The sequence below is a fragment of the Nitrospira sp. Kam-Ns4a genome, assembly GCF_965152595.1.
Genome location: NZ_OZ224218.1, coordinates 3795120 through 3816858 on the forward strand (window position 1 = coordinate 3795120; position 21739 = coordinate 3816858).

Consider the following 21739-nt stretch of genomic DNA (forward strand, 5'->3'; position numbering starts at 1 on the left):
AGGCGGGATTATAGCACGGGGATGGCGATCCGATCGCCGGCCCGGCAGCGCGGCGCGCCGAGCTACGCCCCCGGCGGGCGGAGCGGCAGGCGGATGTGGAAGGCGGTGCCCCGGCCCTCGGCGCTCTCCACGGCGATCTGCCCGCCATGGGCGTCCACTGCGTCCTTGACGATCTTGGTGCCAAGGCCGGTGCCGCCGACCTTTCGGCTGATCGCCTGGCCGGAGAAGAGGCTGTCGCGGATCTCGGGCGGCATGCCCCGGCCCGTGTCAATGACCGAGATGCAGATCGGACCGCCCGGCGCTTCGAGGTGTCCCCGGATCGTGACCGAGCCGCCCGGCGGCACTTCGGGAACGGCGTTGTTGACCACGTTGTAGAAGGCGTTGTACAGCCGCTGCTCGTCGGCGAGGAGCTCTGGTAAGCCGTCCAGCCCCTCCAGCCGCAGGTCAACCCCCTGCTGCTTGGCGAGCAGGCCCAGGGTCCGCACGACGCTGCCTACCACGTCCGCCAGCCGGCAGGGCGCGAACTGCGGCGGGCTGCTCAAGCCCTTCACGCAATCCGTCACCTCCTTCAGGCGGTCCCGGATCCGCCGCACCGCGTCCCGCTGGGTCTCGAGCGCCTCCGTGCAGAGCTTGTAACTGCCGCGCGCACGCTCCGCGTCGGTCTTGCGCAGGTTCCCGCACAGCCATTCGATCTCGGTCTGCAGGATCGTGCCGCTGATGGAGACGGGCAGCAGCAGATTGCTCACGTCGTGCCCGATGTCGGCGAGCCGGTGGACCAGCTCAGCCACCTTCGCCTCCTCGAACAGGCGAGCCTGTTCGATCGCCGTCGTCGCCAGCGCCGAGACGATCGTGAGGATATCCACGTCGGCCTCGTCGAGCTGCCCCCGCCGCTTGTTCATGACCTCGAGGACCCCGATCGGCGGCCGACCCCATTGCTTGAGGGGCAGCACGATCATGTCGCGGGTCCGGAACCCGGTGAGTTCGTCAATATCGGGGTAGTGACGGTGGTCCCGCTTGGCATCGGCGACGACCTCCGCTTCCCCGGACATGAAGACGGCCCCGGCGAGCCCCTTGTTCCACGGGATGGCCAGGCCGCGGATGAGCTGCGCCTTCTCGCCGACGACGTGCCGGAAGACGAGGGTCCGGGCCTTGGGATCCGCGAGCAGGATGGAGCCCGCCTCCGCATCTACCACCTCGAGCGCGACGACGAGCGCCTGTTCGATCAGCTTGTCGCTGTGGTTCTGGCGGGAAATGGCGTCGCAGATACGGCGGGCGGCGTCCAGGGCCCGATCGCGCTGGAGGAGCCGCTCGTCCTGGCGCCGGCGTGGCTGCTGGCGGCGGTCGGGGCCCGGCGAGGGCTTGGGCTGGTTCGGTTGGCTCACGACATCCGTCCGTCCTCAGCGGCCCGGGCGCGTGGGCGGGTCTGGCAAACGCGGATCACAGACCCATGCGAGGCGCGCCGAGAGCTATGCGTAAAAGGAGGATGTAGTATAGCAAGCTGGAGCGCCCCTGAATAGTCGCACAAGGCTTTGGAACACGGCCCGGGCAGGCCGATTCACCGCCGCGCCGCTTGACAAAGCCGCGGGCACGATGCTAGGGACTTGCGAGGGCTCACCCCTTGCTTCATCTCGATCAGCAAGCCCCGCACAAGCCGCCGACGCCGGTCATGGCCCCGCAGGCCGTCTCCGAGTGGTCCGGGAAGGCCCGCGAACAAGCTGTCCAGGGGATGTTCACGGCGATTGCGCGCTGGTACGACCTGAACAACTCCCTGCTCAGCTTCGGGCTCCATCACCGCTGGAAGCGCCGGGCCGCCACGCTGGTGCCGGCGACTGAGCGGGGCTGCGCGCTCGACATCGGCGCGGGGACAGGGGACTTGGCGATCCTGCTGGGCCGGCGCCTGGGGCCCGGCGGGCGCGTCGTCGCGCTGGATCTGAACGCCGCGATGCTCCGCGAGGGACGGCGGAAGATCGTCCGGCGGGGGCTCAGCGGGCAGATCACCTGCCTTCGCGCCAACGCGGACTGCCTGGGCTTCCGCGCCGAGAGCGTAGACGCCGTCACCGCGGGCTTCTGCATCCGGAACGTGGGCGACGTGCCTGAGGCCTTCCGGGAGATCCGGCGGGTGCTCAAGCCGGGCGGGCGGTTCGTCTGCCTGGAGTTTTCGCAGCCCGTGCGGGGGTGGCTCCGGCGGCTCTACGACTGGTATTCGTTCCGGCTGCTGCCCTGGATCGGCACGCTCGTTGCCCGGGACCGGACCGGCGTGTACGAGTACCTCCCCGCCTCCATCCGGACGTTCCCGGACCAGGACCGCCTGTGCCAGCTCCTCATGGAGGCCGGGTTCCGCGAGGTGCGCTACGTCAACCTGAGCGGCGGGATTGTGGCGATCCACGTGGCAGTCAAATAACAAACAGCGAATAGCTTCGGCCCCAAGAGCCGTTCGCTGCTAGTGTGCGTCCCAGAAATTCTCGTCCTAAACCGCTCGCCCTGAGCTTGTCGAAGGGCGAGCGGTGGCAGGGGCTTCCGTTCATGGTTCAACAGGCTCACCACGAACGGACTTCAGGGAGGCCACACTAGCTGCTTGCTCCCAGCTACACATATGAAGTCGATTCTCTACGTGTTCCTCCCCTGCAAGAAGGTGTACCCGATCGGGGTCACCTACCTGGCCGACTTCATCCACCGCCGGCATCCGGAGGTGCGGCAGCGGATCCTGGACCTGTCCCTCTATCCGCAGGAGGCGCGGCCGCGCGCCCTGCGGCAGGCGGCCGCTGCCTTCGCACCGGACCTCGTCTGCTTCTCCTGGCGGGACATCCAGATCTTCTCCCCGCACGAGGGCGATGCGTCGCTCGAGCACGCCTTCAACTTTTATTACGCGAGCAACCCGCTGAAGCGGATCGCGGCCTCGTTCCAGGGGCTCGCCCACCTCTATCGGTACTACCGGGACATCCGGGCTAACCTCTCGTACCCCTGGCTGATCCGGAAGGAGTTGCCAAAGGCCCAAATCATGATCGGGGGCGGCGCGTTCACCGCCTTCGCCGACCAGCTCATCGAGAAGCTGCCGGAGGGCACGATCGGCATCCTCGGCGAGGGCGAGGACGCGCTCCTCAAGGTCGTGGAAGGCCGGCCGCTCGACGGGGAACGGTACATCGTCCGTGAGGGAGGCCGGGTCTCCAAGGGTCAACAGCAATCCCCGGCTTCCCTGGACACGCTGACCGTGGACCTCCCGTACCTGACCGAAATCTTTCCCCAATACCGCGCATACGTCGGCGAGAGCATCGGCGTCCAAAGCAAGCGAGGCTGCCCCTACGACTGCGCCTTCTGCCTCTATCCCTACATCGAGGGCAAGCGCGTCCGGTACCGGCCGCCCGAGATGGTCGTCCGCGATATCGCCCAGCACTACCACCAGTGGGGAGCCCGGCGGTTTTGGTTCACGGACGCCCAGTTCATCACCGGCAAGGAAGCCTATCCTCAGTGCACGGAGATCCTGGAGCGGATCATCACGGAAGGGCTCGAGATCGAGTGGTCGGGCTACATCCGGACCTCGCTGATCACACCCGAGCTGGCCCGGCTCATGGTTCGCTCCGGCGTCGGGGACCTGGAAGTCGCGATCACCTCGGGGTCGCAGGAGATTCTGAACAACCTGCACATGGGGTTCAAGCTGGAGCGGCTCTATGACGGTTGCCGCTACCTGGCCGAGGCCGGGTTCCGCGGCAAGGTCATCCTGAACTACTCGTTGAACTCTCCCAAGGAGACGGAGGAAACCCTGCTCCAGAGCATCGAGTCCTACAAGGTCGTCGCCTCGATCCTGGGCGAGGGCCGGGTCTTTCCCCTCATGTTTTTCCTCGGCATCCAACCGAACACCGACTTAGAGCAGCGCCTGCTCGAGGAGGGCTACCTCTCCGCCGGCTACAACCCGCTGATGCTGACCCCGACCAGCATCCGGAAGCTGCTCTATAATCCCGCCCCGCTGAACAGGCTGATCGCCAAGGCCTGCCTGGCCGCCTGGCACAAGAAGCACGGCAGCCAGGACCCGCGCCCCTGGTCTGGCTCCCTCGGTCAGCAGCCCCGCCCGCAGGCCCACTCCTCTCACTATGCCGACGACAATCTCATTCGGGGAATCGAGGGTAATTCCGGGCGGGAGGCCCTCCTGACCCTCGAGCAGATCCTCCGGTCCCGGAAGGGTGTGCAGGCCCCCACCAGGTCTTGACACCGAGCCCGCATTCCGCGGCAAAATGAGCGGAACCAGCACCGCTCCCCGGGCGATAACTTGCTTGCATTCGCCGGCGAGCGGGTGCTATCATGCGTGGTCTTTTTAGCCCGGGACATTCGCAAATCGTTTCGATTTCCTTACGGTTTTTCGGAGTCCTCGGGGCGGGCGACGGTCCTGAAGGAGGCGTCTGATGTACAAGACGATCTATATCCCCGTCGACAACTCGGACCATTCCAATATGGCCGTTGAGCTCGGGGTCAAGCTGGCCAAGACGTTCGGGGCCAAGATCGTGGGCAGCCACGTCTACGCGGCCAAGATGCACGACAAACGCTTCAAGCAGATGGAAGCCGGGCTCCCCGAGGAATACCACGACGAGAAAGAGTTGGAACGGCAGCGCCAGATCCACGACTCCCTGATCACGCGTGGGCTGCAGATCATCACCGACTCCTACCTGGACTACGTCGAGAAGAAGTGCTCGGAAGCCAACCTGCCGCTGGAGCGCAAGTCCCTGGAAGGCCGCAACTGGAAGGTGCTGGTCGAGGACATCACGACCAGCCAGTACGACCTGGTCATCATGGGCGCCCTCGGCGTGGGCGCGGTCAAGGACAGCGTGATCGGCAGCAACACCGAGCGGGTCGTCCGCCGGGTCCGCACGTCGGATATGCTGGTCATCAAGCACACGCAGCCCATGAACGGCGGCAACATCGTCGTCGCCGTGGACGGCTCCCCCTATGCCTTCGGGGGGCTCCTGACAGGGCTGGCGCTGGGGAAGGCGCTGAACAAGCCGGTTGAGGCGATCTCGGCCTTCGACCCCTACTTCCACTATGCGGCGTTCCACAGCATCTCGGGCGTCCTGAACGAGGAGGCTGGCAAGGTCTTCCGGTTCAAGGAGCAGGAGAAGCTGCACGAGGAAGTCATTGACAGCGGATTGGCCAAGATCTACCAGTCCCACCTGGACATCTCCCGAGAGATCGCCCAGGCCGAGAAGACGGACATCAAAACCACCTTGCTGGACGGCAAAGCCTTCGAGAAGATCATCCAGTACGTCCGCAAGGAGAAGCCCTGGCTCCTGATCGTCGGGCGCATCGGTGTCCACAGCGACGACGACATGGACATCGGGAGCAACACCGAGAACCTGCTCCGGAGCGCCCCCTGCCACATCCTGATCTCCAACCGGAAGTACGTGCCGCCGATTGATACGCAGGCCGAATACACGATCGCCTGGACCGAGGAGGCGCTCGCCCGCATGGAGCGCATCCCCGTGTTCGCCCGCGGGGTGGCCAAGACGGCGATCCACCGGTATGCGATCGAGAAGGGCCACACGATCATCAGCAACTCGGTCGTAGACGCGGCGGTCGGCCACATCCTGCCCAAGGGCGCGATGGAGGCCATGAAAGCGCTGGGGAGCAGCCTGGACGCCGCCGGGATTGACCGGAACAAGATGCAGGCGGACGACGCGGTCGCCAAGGACCTCATGGGCAACACCCTCAGCGCGATGGTGGCTGGGATCGTCGAGGAGAAGCAGCCGACCCTGAGCGCCACCAACCAGGCCTACCTGGACCGCATGAGCCAGACCTACTACGTCTGCGAGGGCTGCGGCTACATCGGGAAGGGCGACACGCCGGTCAAGTGCCCGGTCTGCGGCGCCGAGGGCTCGCGGTTCCGGCAGGTGGACAAGAGTATCTTCGAAGCGGCGGCCAAGGCCGAGGGCGGGATCGAGACCGACGTGGCCTACGACGACATTCCCATGCAGTGGACCAAGGACGCCAAGGAGGCGATCCGGGCGGTGCCGGCCGGCTTCCAGCGGCGCCGGGCGAAGGCCAAGATCGAAAAGAGCGCGCGCAAGCTCGGCATGACCACGATCACGTTGGAGTTCGCCGCGCCGATGATCAAGGAGGCCGCGGCCGAGGACTACACCCCGATCTTCGCCAACAAGGGCGCAGGGGTCTCCCTGGAAGCGCAGGCCAAGCTCGCCGCGGTCACCGCCCCGACGGCCCAGGGCGGCGGGGCCGGGCCGGCGCCCCAGCCCTCCCCCTACACCTGGACGCCCGAGGCCCAGCAGCGGCTCGAACGGGTGCCGGAAGGCTTCATGCGGGACTGCACGCGGGCCCTCATCCAGAAGCACGCGGACAAGCTCGGCACCACCACGATCACCATCGAGGTCGCCAACGAGGGCATCGAGCAGGCCAAGCACACAATGGAAGAGGCGATGAAGACCGGCAACCTGAAGGATATTATCGCCCGCCTGACCGGGGCCGGGGCCTCCTGATTCCCACGCGGAACGATGGGCAAATCACTCCCGGTTTTCAACTTCGAGCAGCTCGCCGGCAAGTTCGGGCAGTTCGGGCAGCTCGAGCAGCAGATCAAGCGATTCGTCACCGCGTCGCCGGCGGCCACGGCCCCCGGCGACGGCCGGACCGTGGACGACTTCAAGCCCTTCCTGGTCGCGCTCAACCTCACCAAGCGCTGCAACCTCAAGTGCGCCCACTGCTACCTGGACGCGACGACGAAGGCTGGCGGCGGGGCCGACGAGCTGACCACGGCGGAATGCCTCCGGCTGATTGACCAGATCGCGGAGGTCAATCGCGGCTGTCTGCTCGTGATCACGGGCGGGGAGCCGCTCGTCCGGCCCGATATCCTGGACATCGCGCGCTACGCGGTGCAGCTCGGCTTCATGGTCGTGTTCGGCACCAACGGCATGCTGATCAACGACCGGATGGCCCGGACGCTGGTCGAGATCGGAGTGATGGGCGTGGGGATCAGCATTGACTCGCTGGACCCGAGCAAGCACGACCGCTTCCGGGGCCTGGCGGGCGCCTGGGCGGGCGCGGTGGCCGGCATCGAGGCCTGCAAGCGGAACGGGCTCCAGTTCCAGGTGCATTTCAGCGCCCAGCCCATGAACTACCAGGAGCTGCCTGCCGTGGTGGACTGGGCCCACGAGATGGGCGCCAAGGTCCTGAACGTCTTCTTCATGGTCTGCACCGGCCGAGGGGAGGAGCTGACGGACATCACGCCGGCCCAGTACGAGGAGGTGCTGGGCTATCTCGTCGCCTGCCAGGACAAGTACAAGGACATGCTCGTGCGCGCCCGCTGCGCGCCCCACTTCAAGCGGCTGGCCTACGAGCGGGATCCCAACTCCCCGATCACGAAGGCCACCGGGTACATGGGCGGAGGGTGCCTCGCGGGGACGAACTATGCGCGCGTCACGCCGAACGGCGAGGTGACCCCCTGCCCGTACATGCCGCTCTCGGCCGGGAACATCCGCCAGCAGAGCTTCGCCGAACTGTGGGAGCGCTCGGACATCTTCGATTCCTTCCGTTACCCCCACCTCAAAGGCAAGTGCGGCGACTGCGAATACAGCGAGATCTGCGGCGGGTGTCGCGCACGGCCCTACGTGGACCACGGCGACTGGCTGGACGAGGACCAGTGGTGCCTCTACACGCCGAAGGGCGGCGAGAAGGTGCGGGTCGCCTTCAACACGGCGGAAGACTACGACGGGGTGTGGGACGAGGCGGCACAGGCCCGGTTGGCCCGGATTCCCTATTTCCTGCGCGCCATGGTCAAAAAGGGCGTCGAGCGCCACGCGCGGGAGCACGGCATCCCGGTCATCACGGTCGAGCTGATGGAAGAGCTCCGGCGCCGGCGGTTCGGGACCGACGCCCCCGTCTTTAAATTCTCGCGTGATGAGTGATGCATGATGCGTGATGGGTCTGACCTGAAGACGCGGCTGCCGCTCGTATCCTGCTCATCACCCTGCACCCTTCACCCATCACGGACTGCAGCATGAGCGGCCTGCAGGACCTTCTCACCGACATCGGCCAGCTCCTGCCGATCATTAACCATTGGCTGCATCTCCTCTCGGCCGTCGTCTGGATCGGGGGCCTGGCCTTCTTCGTCATGGCCGTCACGCCGGGGCTCCGGTCGGCGGTGCCGCGGGAGTTCGTCAAACCGATCAGCGACACCTTCTACAGGTCCTTCAAGCGGCTGGTGGGGATCCTGCTGGTCGTGATCCTGTTCACCGGCGGCCTCAACCTGCACTACGTCAGCCAGCTCATGCTCGCGCAGACCGGCCTGGGGATCTCCAACAATGCCAAGTACCTCACGATCCTCTTCATCAAGCTGGCGCTCGTCCTCGGGGTGGCCACGATCTACCTCTACACGGTGATCTTCCGGACCGAGGCGACCGGCGACGAGACGCCCGAGGAGCGGGAGGAACAGCTCTACGAGCCCATCCCCTTCCAGCGCGCCGCCCTCTGGATGGGCATCCTTATCATCCTCTGCGCCGCTGCCCTCAAGCACCTGCACCAGTAAGCGCGCCGCCGCCACCTCCTGCACACCACCTCTTCCTCCAACAAGCCTATTGACAAATTCCCCCCGAAAGTATTAGGCAGGACCACGCTAGATATCTCCCGGGGCGAGCCTCATGAGACGGCCATGGCTGCTCTGACTTCATTCGCGGCGCCTCTTCTTCCTCTCTCTTTCGCTCTCGAGTTTCATAGGCGGTTCGACCGGAAAGGCGGATAACGCACGATCGCGCTTCCACGGCATCGCCAGAATCAGGCCGGCCCGACGTGAGGCGACGGCCACGCGGTTCTCCCCAGAATCGCGGTCAGGGGGCGCAGGCATGAACCAGGCGAGGAAGGTGGGACTGGCGCTGTCCGGCGGAGGATTTCGCGCGGCCTTCTTCCATATCGGGGTCCTGGCACGGCTGGCCGAACTCGGATTGCTCCGCCATGTCGAGGTCATCTCGACGGTCTCCGGCGGCGCAATCGTCGGCGCGCTCTACTATCTTCACGTCAAGCAACTGCTGGAACAGACAGACGACGGCGCCGTCGCCGACGGGGACTACGTCGCGATCGTCCAACGAATCGAAGCCGACTTTCTCAAGGCCGTCCAAAAGAACATCCGGATGCGGACGTTTCTGAATCCCCTCAAGAATCTCAGGATGGCGTTCCCGAACTACTCCCGGAGCGACCGCATCGGCGAGCTCTACGACGCGCACTTCTATCGGCCGGCTTTCGCCCCGGGACGGGCGGAGCCCGTCCAGATGCAGGAATTGAAGATTCGGCCGCACGGGGACAGGGCCGAGTTTTCGCCGCGCAAGCACAATGCCGCGCGCCGCGCCAAGGTCCCCATTCTCTTGATCAATGCCACGACTTTGAACACGGGGCACAACTGGAGGTTCGAGGCTGTCCAGATGGGCGAGCCGTTGCATGAGGGCGCCGTTGCGAACGAGGTGGACAAGAATCTCCGGCTGCGCCGACCGGGGTACGAGCAGATTCACCATACCGGGCATGACCGCTTCGAGTTGGGCCTGGCGGTGGCCGCCTCCGCCTGCGTGCCCGGCCTCTTTCCTCCGCTCGCGATCAGCAACCTCTATCCGGATCTCCGCGTGCAGTTGGTGGACGGAGGCGTGCACGACAACCAAGGCATTCAGGGGCTTCGCGACGAGGGGTGTACGCACCTGATCATCAGCGACGCCTCGGGCCGGCTGAAGGACCAACGCCATCCTCCCACCTCCATGATCCCCACGTACATCCGGAGCAATGACATCCTGATGGACCGCGTCCGGGAGGAAGAACTGTATCGCCTCTACGATGCCGATCCCAATCAATCACGCCTGGCCTTCCTGCACCTCCGCAAAGGACTGGAGGCCGAAGCTGTTTCCTGGATCGCGCCGACGGGCAAGGCGCCGCTCGAACCTCCCAAGCGTGAACGAGCTCCAGGGTTTTCATCCAGGGACTTCGGGGTCTGCGAGGCGGTGCAGGACCGCCTCTCCCGGATCCGCACCGATCTGGATTCGTTCACCGAGGTCGAAGCCTATTCGCTGATGATGGACGGCTACAGCATGGCCGGATTTGAGATCGCCAACCGAACACCTGACATCGCCGCGCTGACAGCCCCCCGCCATGCGGGAGACTGGCAGTTTCTAAAGATCAGGGAATGGATGCGGAACCCGACTTCCGAATATCTCCGGCAGCTTGAGGTCGCGCAACACAACTGGTTCAAAGTGTTCCGGCTCAGTCCGGCGGTCAGGAACGCATCCGTGCTGGTCGCCCTGGCCGCCCTCTATGGCCTCTGGATCGGCCTGGGCCCGGTGATCCTCCAGTTCCTGTGCACCCCCGTGCGGGTTGGAAGCATTCTCCTGGTGATGATCCTCTATGTGATCGGGATCGTGGCTCCCCAATGGGAGATCCTCCTGTTCCTGCGTGGCCCGGGGGAATGGGTGACCCGCGTGGTGCTTCGAGCGCTCGTGCCGGCGGTCGGGTCTCTCTTCGTCTTCCTCGACCTCCTCGTCTTCGATCGCTTGTTCATTCGCCGGGGGACGGTGGACCGGCTTCGTCGAGACGTTCAGCGCATGAGACGTGACAGCTCCTGAGGGGACTATGCGAACGCGACGAGGCGTGATCGGCTGGCTCGCGGCGTTCTTTCGCGCGATCAATCGCTTCATCCCCTGGCACAAGTTGCCGGCCTGGCCGTTTCCCCGGCTCAGCCTGCGGCTGTGGAACCTGCCGGCGCTCCGGGCGGATCTCCGGGAGCGCAACCTCTACGACACGGCGCGGCTGCCCGTTCAACCGGAGCCGCCCGGTTACACCCCTCCGCTCAACCCCGTCGGCATCCCACTGGTCAATCCGTTCCGGCCGGTGGAGCCCTTCCACCCGGACTTTCTCCGGTACCGGACGGCCGACGGCGGCTATAACGACCTCCAGAACCCGACCATGGGACGGACCGGGGCGCGCTACGCGCGCAATTTCCCCTTCGCCGAGTCCTGCCCGCGACCCGGATTCGAACACGAGCGGCCGACCCCACGGCAAGTCAGCGAAGAGCTGATGCTCCGGGACACATTCCAGCCGGCCACCACGCTCAACCTGCTGGCGGCCGCTTGGATTCAGTTCGAGGTGCACGATTGGGCCCGGCACATGACCGATCTTCGCCCTCAGCATCGCATCCACGTCCCGCTGGACGCCGCAGACCCCTGGCCGCAACGGACGTCCCGCGACACCATGGCGATTGACCGCACGCTCCCGGATCACACGCGTCCCGATCCTCAATCCCTGCCGCGGGGATGTCCAGCCGGACCGCCGAGCTTTCTCGCCGAGGGGTCGTTCTGGTGGGACGGCTCGCAGATCTACGGGAGCGATCGGGACTGGCAGCACGTCCTCCGATCCCACGTGGACGGGAAGCTCAGGCTCACCCCGGACAACCGCCTCCTCGACCTCGCCCAAGTACCAGACCCGCGGCTCGCCGGGCTTGCAGGGCTCGATCTGACCGGTTTCCCCGGCGGCTGGTGGGCCGGGCTGAGCGTGCTGCACACCCTCTTCGCGCGGGAGCACAATGCCATCTGCGACATGTTGAAAGCGAAGCATCCCGCCTGGGCGTGGGACGACGAGCGCCTGTTCCAGACCGCCCGGCTGATCAATGCCGCGCTCATGGCCAAGATCCACACGGTCGAATGGACGCCCGCGATCCTCGGGATGCCGGTCCTGAAGATCGGGATGGAGGCCAACTGGTGGGGCGTGCTCGGGGAGCAGTTTCGCAAGAAGCTCGGGCGCCTCAGCGATTCCGAGGAGCTGAGCGGCATCCCTGGCTCCCTGCTCGACCACCACGGGGTGCCCTTCGCGTTCACGGAAGAGTTCGTCTCCGTCTATCGTCTGCACCCCTTGATCCCGGACGAGTTCCGCTTCCATTCGCTTACAGTTTCAGAATTCTCGCCGCGGATGAACTATGTCCCGCACGGCACGAACCAGCCGCAGACCGTAGTCGTCAGCACCTTCGACCACATTCAAGGCCTCAACACGCGCCGGGCCATCGATGCGATCGGGATGGAGAACGTCGTCTATTCGTTCGGGCTGGCGCATCCGGGGGCGATTACCCTGCACAATTATCCGCACTTTCTCCGGAATTATCGCGCACCGGAGCAGCCGGATCGCCTCCTCGACGTGGCGACGATTGACATCCTCCGGGATCGCGAGCGCGGCGTGCCCCGCTACAACCGGTTCCGCGAGCTGCTGCGCATGCCCCGGATGAGGTCATTCGATCATCTGAACGCCCGGTGGGCGAGAGAGATCGCCGATCTGTACGACAACAAGATTGACGAGGTGGACACGATGGTCGGGCTGTTCGCGGAGGAGTTCCCCGAAGGCTTTGGGTTCAGCGACACGGCCTTCCGCATCTTCATCCTCATGGCCTCCCGGCGGCTGAAAAGCGACCGGTTCTTTACGACGGATTACCGGCCCGAGATTTACACGAAAGCCGGGCTCGACTGGATCAGCGAGAACGGGTTCGAGAGCGTGTTGCTGCGCCACTATCCGGCCCTCGCCCCGGCGGTCAAGGGCCTGGCCAATCCGTTCCGCCCGTGGCGGAGTGTGCATGAGAGGACAGTGACCTAATGCGACGGCGTCAGACACCGCTAGGATTGGCCATCCTCGTCCTATTCCAGGGGCCCATCTTTGCCCTTCTCCGTTGGTTGCTGAACCTCCTGCCCCTGCCACAACGCCTCAGCGCCCGCTGGCAATGGGCCTTGCGCAGGAGCTTCTGGAACAACCTGGCTCGGCTGAAGTTCCGGGGCAGCAGGCCCCAGCGCTTCCCCGTCCCCAGCGGCTCGCGGCGGCCGATTGGGCTCGTGGACTTCGCCGCCCAGTTCCCCGGCATCCCCATCCGGAACATCACGGTCGCCGACCGCATTCCCTGGGATGAAATGCGCGGCCGGAACTTCTTCAGGGAGTTTCCCCATAAGGTCGCGATGCGGGCGGTGACCCGGTTCCAGCTCCTGATGTACCGGTGGCTCTCGCCGATGCAGCCGGGATTGGAGGAGATCGCTCCCGATCCCTCCGAGGCGCTGCGGCAGGCCTATCCGAACAGACATGCCGCTCTGTTCGAGCCTCCTGTGATGCCCCTGGAGTTTCAGGGAAGTCTCGACCTCGGCGCACTGGCGGTCAAGGGGCCGTACCACAGGTACCTCACGCAGTACCCATGGGGGCAGACCCCGGAGCTCGACGGGCACTGGCTGGCAGCCGGCGTCGCGATCCCGCCGGGAAGGAATCACGTAGAGGGGCGCTGGCTGGACGATGTCTATGTCTGGGACTTCTGGAGTCTGAAAGATTACGAGTATCGCGCCGATGTCTACAACCTCGGATGCCGAGTTCTGTTCGCCCGGGATGTTCGGACCAGGACGGTGCGGCCGATCGGGATCCAGAGCTGCGCGCTCCAAACGCCCCACCCGGGCAGCGGCATCTCAAAACCGGGTGACCTCACGTGGGAATTCGCCAAGAAGCTGGCGCTCTGCGCTGCGACCAACCACCTGTCGCTCGTCAGCCACTTCAACGGGATCCATTTGGCCAGCGGGGCGCATCTCGCCATCGCCACGCGGAATCACCTGTGCCCCGACCATGTCCTGGGCCGCCTACTCTGGCCGTACATCTACCACACGCAACTCAGCAACTACATCGTCACCCTCGCCCAGATGGTCGAAGGCGGGGACTTCGAGAGCATCTTCAGCTTCACCTACCAAGGGATGTGCGACCTGTTCTCGGAGACGTATCCGCAATTCGATTTCGTCGTCAATGATCCCGAGGCCGACGCGCAGCGACGGGGGATCGTCGAGGCCGGCTTCGACACACCCACCCAGGACGACCTGAAGACCCTATGGGAGGCCTTCCACCGGCAGGCGGAACGGTACCTGCGTCTCTACTTCAACGGGAACGACGCCGTCCTCCAGAATGACGAACCGGTGCTGCAGTGGCTGGACGCGCTGAATGCGCCCAATACCGGAATTCCCAACGGCCTCCCGGTCACCAGAGGGAACGTGACCCTGACCGGCCTTGCGCGCCTGCTCGCCAGCTTCATGTACCTGGTGACGGTGCGTCATGAGCTCGAAGGCTCGTTCCTCTGGAACTACCAGCTCTGGGCCCACAAGCAGCCGCCGCGCCTGTATCTGGACGGCCGGCGCCTGCCCTTGGACGTGTACCAGCGGCTGGTCAACGCCAACTTCAACCTGAACGTGCCACGGACCCCGCTCCTGTGGAGAGACCTGGAAGAAGACTGGTCGGATCTGGCCCCGCCGCAGTGCGGACAGCAGTCCGCCGCCCAAGGGGTGTGGCGGGAGTTTCAGCAGGACCTCGAACGGATCGAGCAGGAGTGGCGGGCGAGGCAGCCTTGGCATGTCTGGCGGGTCTATCCCAGCATGTTGGAAGTCAACATCAACGACTGACAAACACGAGCCGCTCCCCCGGAGAAGTCAGCCCATGTGCGAGTTCCTCTGGTTTCTCATCCTGGTCGCCAGCCTGGTCGGGGCCCTCGCGCGTCCCACGGAACCCGTCGCTCCCGTCCAGGCGGCGGAGGCCGAGAGCTGGTGCGATCGACTGCGGCGGCGCGTCCCGCAGTGGCGCTGGTGGCTCATGATCGCGGTCCTCCTCCTGATCGCCATGGCCTACGCTTGGAACAACGTCACGCGGGCAGCCCTCAACCTGCTCCTGTTCTTCGAGCGGCACAACGTTGCGCTGTCCGTGTTCCTGGCGCTCAGCCTGATCGGGTTCGTCCTGGCCGTCGTCGGCGACTGGACGGTGCGGCGTCTGGTCGCGCTGGCGGTCCTCGCGGGCGGCGTGGCCTTCCTGTTGATCACCGGGCAGGACTGTCTGTTTTACGCCTTGGTCTTGCTGGCGCTCTTTGGGCTGACCTTCGCTCAGCGCGACGGCCTGCCACGGGGACTGGCGTGGTTCTGCGTGGCACTCCTCGCGGTCCTAACCCTTGCGCTCGTGCGGCACGACGCCTATAAGCTCGCGGCGTTCGCCGCGGCGGTGGCCGCGGCGGCCCTGCTCTGGGCCTATTGGCCTCGAGGGGTGCTCTGGACCAGTGTGTTGCTGACCACGTTCCTGGCCGCCGGGCTGTTTCTGGCCCGCGTCTTCCACGGTCCGCTCTGGATGGCGTACGAGCCCGGCGACTATGTGATCATGGCCATCGTGATTGGGGTGGGATCGCTCGGGCTCCTCTGGGCCATCGGCGCGCGCTTACCGCTTCTCGGCTGGGCGAGCGGGCTGTTGCTGGTGCTCTTCGTGGGGGGCCTGGGCTGGACGGAAGTGGAGCTGATGCGAGCCAAGGCCATGAATAGGCAGCCGGATGTGGATGTGCCGGCCGCGCTCGCGGCGGTCGCTGACTACGTGCTCTTCATTCTCCTCCTGGGGCTGGTCTGGAGCGCCATCGCCTGGGTCCGGCGGCTGCCCCTGCAGCCGCTCGGGTGGGTCTCGGCCGTGATGATCGTGTTCCTGGGCAGCGGCCTGTTCTTCTCGAGCATTCTCTACGGCCAACCGGAGGACTTCGCCGATATCGAGGACCAGTTCAAATACGGTTCGATCGGGTCGGACCATTTCATGGCGCGCGGTATCCCCTATTACGTGTGGGAGATCCTTCCGCAGATGCCGGGGTTCGAGCCGGAAACGGTCATTCGCAGCCGGCTGCCTGCCCAGATTCCCGAAGCCGAGAAGCGCAAGTACCGGCCGAGATACGGGATCCCGGCTTCCCCCGACGCGATCGCGGGCTGTCGAAAGACGACGCGCGACGAAGATCGGTGCAAAGGCCTGACCTATGAAGCGTTCGGGCTCGTGCGCGAGAAGCACAAGACGGCCCGGCTCAAGGGGGAAAACAGAGATGTCGCGATAGACCGGCCGATCGGCTTTTCGAAGCGGAGGGTGTTCGGCATGGACTTCGTCGGCATCAATTGCGCCTTCTGCCACGTCTCGACGATCCGGGAGGACGGGCTGAGCCGGCCTCGGATCGTCCTGGGGATGCCGGCCAACACGACGGATATCGAGCTGTTCTTCCAGTTTCTATTCGGGGCGGCGGAACGGGAGGGCTTCTCCCTTGCCACGGCCGGTCAGGTCATGGGCCGGATTTTGGAGAAACATCCCGAACTGAAGTTCGGCATAACGGTCGGCGACATCGGCATCAGGGGCGTCTGCCAGGAGATCAAGAACTCCGTCACGCGCTTTACCTACCGCCTGGGCTTGATCCCCCTCACAGGTCTCTACGCGCGGCGGCTCAAGGAAGAGTTCTACTTCATTGACCCGCACAACCCGGATCGGATCCCGCGGTTCGGCCCCGGGCGTGTAGATGCGTGGAATCCCGGCAAGCGAACCCTGGTCAATCCCCCCCTTCCCGTCGAATATCCCGGCGGGATCATTGACCATACCTCGATCTGGAACCAGAAAGCGCGTGAAGGGATGCAACTCCATTGGGACGGCAACATCCATGTCTTGGCGCAGCGGAATATTATCGCCGGGCTCGTGGTCAACGGCCCGCAGATCGAGGTCCTGGATACCGACCGGCTGGACCGAATCAACAAGTGGATCGAGGGACGTCCCGCGCCCCGGTTCGACGATTTCGTGCCTGCGGCCCAGGTTCAGGAGGCCTATCGAGGGGAACTCGTGCAACGGAGGGAACGGGGACGAGAGATCTTTCAACATTGGTGCGCAGCCTGCCATGCCGCGGGCGGAGAACGCACCGGCCGCGTGGAGCCCCTGGATGGGGGAGGGACTCGTCTCGGTGGTCCCAAGTCCGACGGCATCCAACTCGACACCGATCCGGCCCGGTTGCTGACGTTCACGGCTGAACTGGCCGAAGCCTTGAACAGGGTCAAGACCGACAGGTGGGCGCTCACGGACTTCAAGGCCCAGAAGGGCTACGTCAACATGTTGCTGGACGGCATCTGGCTGCGCGCGCCCTACCTGCACAACGGTTCGGTGCCGACCCTGCGGGATCTGTTGAACACACAAGCAGAGAGGCCGGTGCGGTTCTGCCGGGGCATCGACGTGTACGACTGGCACAACGTGGGCTTTGTCACGACGACCGAGACGCCCGACTGTCGCGGCTCGAACGGGGAACAATATTTTCTCTTCGATACCACGGAGCCGGGCAACAGCAACCGCGGCCACCTGTACGGGACCGACCTGAAACCGGACGAGAAGGACCTGCTCATCGAATTTCTGAAAACGCTGTAGGGCAAGTGGCGCCAGCATGGCCGATGATGTGAGTCGCCGTCGCAAGTGTGCGGTGCGGGTCCTAGTGTTGCTGTGCGCTCTTAATGTGTCGGTCTTGGTGCTGGACCTCATCAAGATCCTCCACGGCACCCCTGTGAGCTATTGCGCCGATGAGAAGGACGTCAAGCATTGCGATCTGGAAAAACACTTCAAGTACGGCTCGATCGGGTCGGACAATCTCAAGGCGGGTCTCCCTTACTGGCTCTTTAAGGTGCTGCCGACCGTCGTTCCACCGGGGGAGGTGATGCCGACCGTGAAAGGGCGCGGCTACGAAGCCTTCGGCTTGATCGTGGAGCGGGACCGGAACGGCAATCTGCTCATGGATCGTCCGCTCGGCTTCTCGAGACGCCGGATCGGCATCAGGATGAACCGACTCGGCGTGGACTGGGGCGTGGATGTGGTAGGCATCAATTGCGCCTTGTGTCACGCCTCGGCACTCAGAAGGCCGGGACAGTCGGAACGCCACGAGGTCATCGCGGGCATGCCGGGCCAGACCGTGGATGTGGAGAAATTTTTCGTGTACCTCTTCAAGGCGGCAAAGCACAAGAACTTCGAATCCGATACGCTGCTTCGGGCAATCGCCGAGAACCGACGCAAAGAGCTGGGAGACCCTCACCTCTCCATGGGGCTGATCCAGCGGACCGTTTACCGGTTCCTGATCACCCTCTATCGCTGGGAGATCGGCAGGCTGGAGAGAAAGTTCTGCTTCCTCCATGGCCTCGACACGAAGCAGGGAGAAGAAGACACCTGCCCCACTAAGCTCAAGAGTGACGCCGGGCCCGGACGCATTGATACCTGGGCCCCTTACAAGGTCCTCAGGCTTCAAGCTTGGACCACGTTGGGAGACCTAGCCCCCGACTTCACGTTCGAATGGATGGAGGACAGTCGTCTGGTCAATCTCCAGGAGATGCCCGTCGGCGAGGCCCAGGGCTTTGCCGACGCCGCCTCGATCTGGAATCTGCAAGTGCGGATGGGGCGGGGGTTCCACTGGGACGGCAACACGACGCAGTTGACCGAGGCCGCGATCACAGCCGCCGTCGGGGTAGGGGCGACCCCCGCCGCGCTGGACCGGAACAGTCTGGACCTGATGGTCCGCTGGGCGAAGACGCTCGCCCCGCCGAAGTACGATGCGTTCGCTCCCAAGCCACACGATCCGGATCGGAGCGCGGTGGGAAGACGAGTCTATCTCGAGCACTGCGCGGCCTGTCACAGCCCCGACGGACACCGGTTCGGGATGGTCGAGCCCATCGAGAACGTCGGCACGGATCGCCATCGCCTGGACGCCTTCACGAACGAGCTTGCGGCTAAGCTGAAGCGCAAAGTGGGAAAGGGGTACGACTGGCAGTTCCGTCTGTTCCGGACGACCGAGGGCTATAACAACGTCCCGTTGGACGGCCTCTGGCTCCGGGCGCCGTATCTCCACAACGGCTCGGTCCCGACCCTGAGAGATCTTTTGAAGAAGCCAGACGATCGTCCCAAACGGTTCTGCCGCGGCAACGACGAGTACGATTGGACGAATGTCGGGTTCGTCTCGACCCCGCCTTGCGGGACGTTCTTCTTGTACGACACCCGTATCCCGGGCAACGGCAACCAAGGGCATCTCGATGGGACCGACCTCCGCGACGACGAGAAAGAAGCGCTCTTGGAATACTTGAAAACACTATGAGCACCCTCCTCTCGAAGGACCATCCCATCACCGAACGGCCCTTCATGCTGTTCCAGCCGTTCGGGCGGCGACCAGACGGCCGCATGATTTACGACCTCAGCGGCATCGTCATCAGGGCATCCGTCGAGCACCTGGAAGACGTGATGAGCCGCCGGGGCGGCCCCGAAGCCGGGCGCCTCGCCGTGGCGGAACATGTCCGCCGCCTAAACGAGCGGATCCGCGATCCGGCCTTCCACGTGACGGAAGAGTTTCTGAAGAATCCCTGGAACGGCTATTCGTGCGAGTTCTCGGCGTTCAACGGGCAGTTCTGCCTGGACATCTCCGGGGATCGGCGGTTCAACTTCCACATGGCCCGGGAAAAGGCGATCTCGCACCTCATCCAGGTGCTGGGTCGGCCCTTCTCGGTCGCACAGATCTACAGGATGTCGGCGTACTTTTCCCAGCGGTACGCCAAGGACGCCTTCCTCGTCGAGGCCATCTCCATCGGCGACAGCCGTGGCCTGTTGCGTATGACGTTCAGCGAGCGCATGTGCGAGCACTTCGGTCCGTACCGGCGCGCCTGCGCCTATCTGTGGTGCGACGCGGTCAAGGGCTATTTCGCCGGCGTCCCGGAGCGGTTTCACAACCTGCCGCCCGCGACCGCCGAGGATCTTCGTTGTATTGCGGAGGGGGACGACTATTGCGAATGGGAGGTGACGTGGTCCGGCGAGCGGCGGCGGGCGTGGCTGCTGTTGGGCCGGGGGACCGCGCGCGAACCCAGCCAGGCGATCGCCGCGCACCTGCCGCCGGAGGCGCCGGTCCGCACCCCCGCGGACTCCGGCGGCGCAGCCGGTCCGCACGAGATCCCGATGGCGTCGGAGCCCCTGGACCTGAAGCCCGGCGGCGCCTTCCGCCGGCTTCTGGCGGCCGTCGCCCGCCGCATTCTCCGCAGCGAAATCGTGCAGCGGGAACGACTCGTCGCGGAGCAGGTGCGGGCGCTCGATGCCCGTCACGTGGAGATGCAAGAGGCGTATGTCCAGCAGCAGCAACTGATGGCCGACCTCCAGCGGCGGATCAACCAGTTGACCACCCTGCACAACACCGGCCTGGTGTTTACCTCCATCCTGGATCGGGAGGCGCTCCTGGACACGGTCCTGCACACCGTCGTGGACAAGCTGCGCTACGACCGGGCGATGATCAGTCTCTTCGATCGGCCCCGGCAAGTCATCTCCGAGACGAGGATTCTGGGGGTCCCCCCAGAGCTGGCCGCGTTCGCCCGGACGATGGAAGTGCCAGTCCAGGATCCGGACAGCATCGAAGGGACCGTCCTGCTGAAGGGCGAGCCGGTCCTGCTCCCCGACGTTCGGGAGGCCTGGGACCGGCTGCACCCCCTCCATCGGCAACTGGCGCAGCGTCTCCAGGCCAAGTCGGTCATCTCAGTGCCGTTGCGGGCCAAGAGCGAAATTCTCGGCGCCCTGACCGTGGAGCGCGTCGGAGAGCCCCGCCTCGGCCAGGACGACCTGAACCTGATCGGGACGCTCGCCGCGCAGGTGGCCATCGCGCTCGACAATACCAACGCGTACCGGCAAATCGAGGAGCTGATCGCCGGCCTGGAAGCCAAGGTGCGCGAGCGGACGGCGCAATTGGAGCGGGTCAACCAGGAGCTGGCGGCCGCGAACGACCAGCTCAAGCAAATGGATCGCCTGAGGTCCCAGTTCCTATCCCACGTGTCGCACGAGCTGCGCACGCCGCTCACCGCGATCAAGGGCTTCGTCGAAAACATGCTCGGCGGGCTCGCCGGCCCGCTCTCCGAGAAGCAGCACACCTACCTGGCCCGGGTCGCCGCGAACACGCATCGCCTGATCCGCATGATCGCGGAGCTGCTCGAGCAATCCCGGATCGAGGCGGGCAAGATCGAGCTGGTGCCGAACGAGGTGGATCTGCGGCAATGCCTCGCCGAAGCCGTGGAGCAACTCCGGCCCGAAGCGCTGGCGAAGCGGCACCGCCTCGAGGTGCGCGGGGCAGACGCGCCGTTGATGGTCTGGGCCGATGCGGACCGGCTGATCCAGATCGTCACGAACCTGGTCCATAACGCCATTAAGTTTACGCCCGAGGACGGCGCGATCACGGTCGAGGTTGCACAGGCGGACCCGCAGTTCGCGCGCGTCACCGTGCGGGACACCGGCGCCGGTATCCCGCCCGAGGCGCTCCCGCGGATCTTCGATCCCTTTTTCCGCGCCGGCGCGGAGCAGCGGGTCAAGAGCCAAGGGCTGGGCTTGGGCCTCGCCATCGTCAAGACGCTGGTCGAGTTGCACGGGGGCAGGATCACGGCCCGGAGCGAACCCGGCCAGGGGACCGAGTTCTCGTTCACGGTCCCGCTGCGCCCGGCGAGTCGGCCGGCCAGGGCGACGCCCAGCGGGGCCGGCAAGCGCATCCTGGTCGTGGACGACGACGCCGACATCCGCAAGCTTCTCCAGGATCGCCTGACCGCAGAGGGGTACTGCGTGGAGACGGCCGCCGACGGCCTGAAGGCCTTGGAGGCCTTGGCCACCCGCTCGTTCGCCGGCCTGATCCTGGACATCGGAATGCCCGAGCTCGACGGGCTCCAAGTGCTCCGGCGCATCCGCGCGACGGACCCGGCCATTCCGATCATCATGGTCACAGCCTCGGGGGCCAAGGAATGGGCGATCCAGGCCATGAGCCTGGGTGCCCAAGCCTACCTGCTCAAACCCTTTGATGCCGAACAGTTGAAGGAAATGGCGGCACGATGGTTCGGCGCTGCGTCGGCGCCGATACAGCCAGGACCCGCGTCGCCCTCGGGCTGACCCTGTCCGTCTTTCTATACTCCCCTGTACGGGA

General features: G+C 65.2%; 12 protein-coding genes. 11 read left to right on the top strand and 1 reads right to left on the bottom strand.

Features of this window, described 5'->3' with window-relative positions; translation table 11 throughout:
* Positions 1–62: 62 nt before the first annotated feature.
* The gene (locus tag ACWHYQ_RS18865) at positions 63–1382 is read right to left on the bottom strand and encodes a GAF domain-containing sensor histidine kinase (protein WP_447973634.1); all 1320 of its coding nucleotides are present in this window, start codon (positions 1380–1382) and stop codon (positions 63–65) included.
* Positions 1383–1618: 236 nt separating this feature from the next.
* Between ACWHYQ_RS18865 and ACWHYQ_RS18870 the strand changes: the two genes are divergently transcribed.
* The 11 genes from ACWHYQ_RS18870 to ACWHYQ_RS18920 all read left to right on the top strand — a co-directional run bounded on the left by ACWHYQ_RS18870 (position 1619) and on the right by ACWHYQ_RS18920 (position 21705).
* Positions 1619–2401 carry a class I SAM-dependent methyltransferase gene (locus tag ACWHYQ_RS18870; RefSeq protein WP_447973635.1) on the top strand — a complete coding sequence of 261 codons (783 nt, stop codon included), beginning with the start codon at positions 1619–1621 and terminating at the stop codon, positions 2399–2401.
* A gap of 192 nt (positions 2402–2593) precedes the next feature.
* Positions 2594–4201, top strand: a complete 1608-nt coding sequence (locus tag ACWHYQ_RS18875; protein ID WP_447973636.1) for a B12-binding domain-containing radical SAM protein — start codon at positions 2594–2596, stop codon at positions 4199–4201.
* A 193-nt stretch (positions 4202–4394) separates the two neighbouring features.
* The gene (locus ACWHYQ_RS18880) at positions 4395–6473 is read left to right on the top strand and encodes a universal stress protein (protein WP_447973637.1); all 2079 of its coding nucleotides are present in this window, start codon (positions 4395–4397) and stop codon (positions 6471–6473) included.
* A gap of 15 nt (positions 6474–6488) precedes the next feature.
* Positions 6489–7895, top strand: a complete 1407-nt coding sequence (locus tag ACWHYQ_RS18885) for a radical SAM protein (protein WP_447973638.1) — start codon at positions 6489–6491, stop codon at positions 7893–7895.
* A 92-nt stretch (positions 7896–7987) separates the two neighbouring features.
* A complete protein-coding gene (locus ACWHYQ_RS18890; RefSeq protein ID WP_447973639.1) occupies positions 7988–8515 on the top strand; it encodes a hypothetical protein in 528 nt (175 codons plus the stop codon).
* A 313-nt stretch (positions 8516–8828) separates the two neighbouring features.
* Positions 8829–10583: a patatin-like phospholipase family protein gene (locus tag ACWHYQ_RS18895; protein WP_447973640.1), complete on the top strand. Its 1755-nt coding sequence runs from the start codon at positions 8829–8831 to the stop codon at positions 10581–10583.
* 7 nt (positions 10584–10590) lie between these two features.
* Positions 10591–12594, top strand: a complete 2004-nt coding sequence (locus ACWHYQ_RS18900) for a peroxidase family protein (RefSeq protein WP_447973641.1) — start codon at positions 10591–10593, stop codon at positions 12592–12594.
* A complete protein-coding gene (locus ACWHYQ_RS18905) occupies positions 12594–14414 on the top strand; it encodes a lipoxygenase family protein (protein ID WP_447973642.1) in 1821 nt (606 codons plus the stop codon). Before ACWHYQ_RS18900 ends, ACWHYQ_RS18905 begins: the two co-directional genes overlap by 1 nt.
* Positions 14415–14448: 34 nt before the next feature.
* Positions 14449–17196, top strand: a complete 2748-nt coding sequence (locus tag ACWHYQ_RS18910) for a c-type cytochrome (RefSeq protein ID WP_447973643.1) — start codon at positions 14449–14451, stop codon at positions 17194–17196.
* A 16-nt stretch (positions 17197–17212) separates the two neighbouring features.
* Complete coding sequence (locus ACWHYQ_RS18915; protein ID WP_447973644.1) at positions 17213–18901, top strand: c-type cytochrome; 1689 nt, start codon at positions 17213–17215, stop codon at positions 18899–18901.
* Positions 18898–21705, top strand: a complete 2808-nt coding sequence (locus ACWHYQ_RS18920) for an ATP-binding protein (RefSeq protein WP_447973645.1) — start codon at positions 18898–18900, stop codon at positions 21703–21705. Before ACWHYQ_RS18915 ends, ACWHYQ_RS18920 begins: the two co-directional genes overlap by 4 nt.
* Positions 21706–21739 lie beyond the last annotated feature (34 nt).

Coding starts and splice junctions, on each gene's coding strand:
- ACWHYQ_RS18885 (WP_447973638.1), top strand. CDS start 6,489: ATGGGCAAATCACTCCCGGTTTTCAACTTCGAGCAGCTCGCCGGCAAG.
- ACWHYQ_RS18905 (WP_447973642.1), top strand. CDS start 12,594: ATGCGACGGCGTCAGACACCGCTAGGATTGGCCATCCTCGTCCTATTC.
- ACWHYQ_RS18910 (WP_447973643.1), top strand. CDS start 14,449: ATGTGCGAGTTCCTCTGGTTTCTCATCCTGGTCGCCAGCCTGGTCGGG.
- ACWHYQ_RS18880 (WP_447973637.1), top strand. CDS start 4,395: ATGTACAAGACGATCTATATCCCCGTCGACAACTCGGACCATTCCAAT.
- ACWHYQ_RS18895 (WP_447973640.1), top strand. CDS start 8,829: ATGAACCAGGCGAGGAAGGTGGGACTGGCGCTGTCCGGCGGAGGATTT.
- ACWHYQ_RS18890 (WP_447973639.1), top strand. CDS start 7,988: ATGAGCGGCCTGCAGGACCTTCTCACCGACATCGGCCAGCTCCTGCCG.
- ACWHYQ_RS18915 (WP_447973644.1), top strand. CDS start 17,213: ATGGCCGATGATGTGAGTCGCCGTCGCAAGTGTGCGGTGCGGGTCCTA.
- ACWHYQ_RS18920 (WP_447973645.1), top strand. CDS start 18,898: ATGAGCACCCTCCTCTCGAAGGACCATCCCATCACCGAACGGCCCTTC.
- ACWHYQ_RS18900 (WP_447973641.1), top strand. CDS start 10,591: ATGCGAACGCGACGAGGCGTGATCGGCTGGCTCGCGGCGTTCTTTCGC.
- ACWHYQ_RS18875 (WP_447973636.1), top strand. CDS start 2,594: ATGAAGTCGATTCTCTACGTGTTCCTCCCCTGCAAGAAGGTGTACCCG.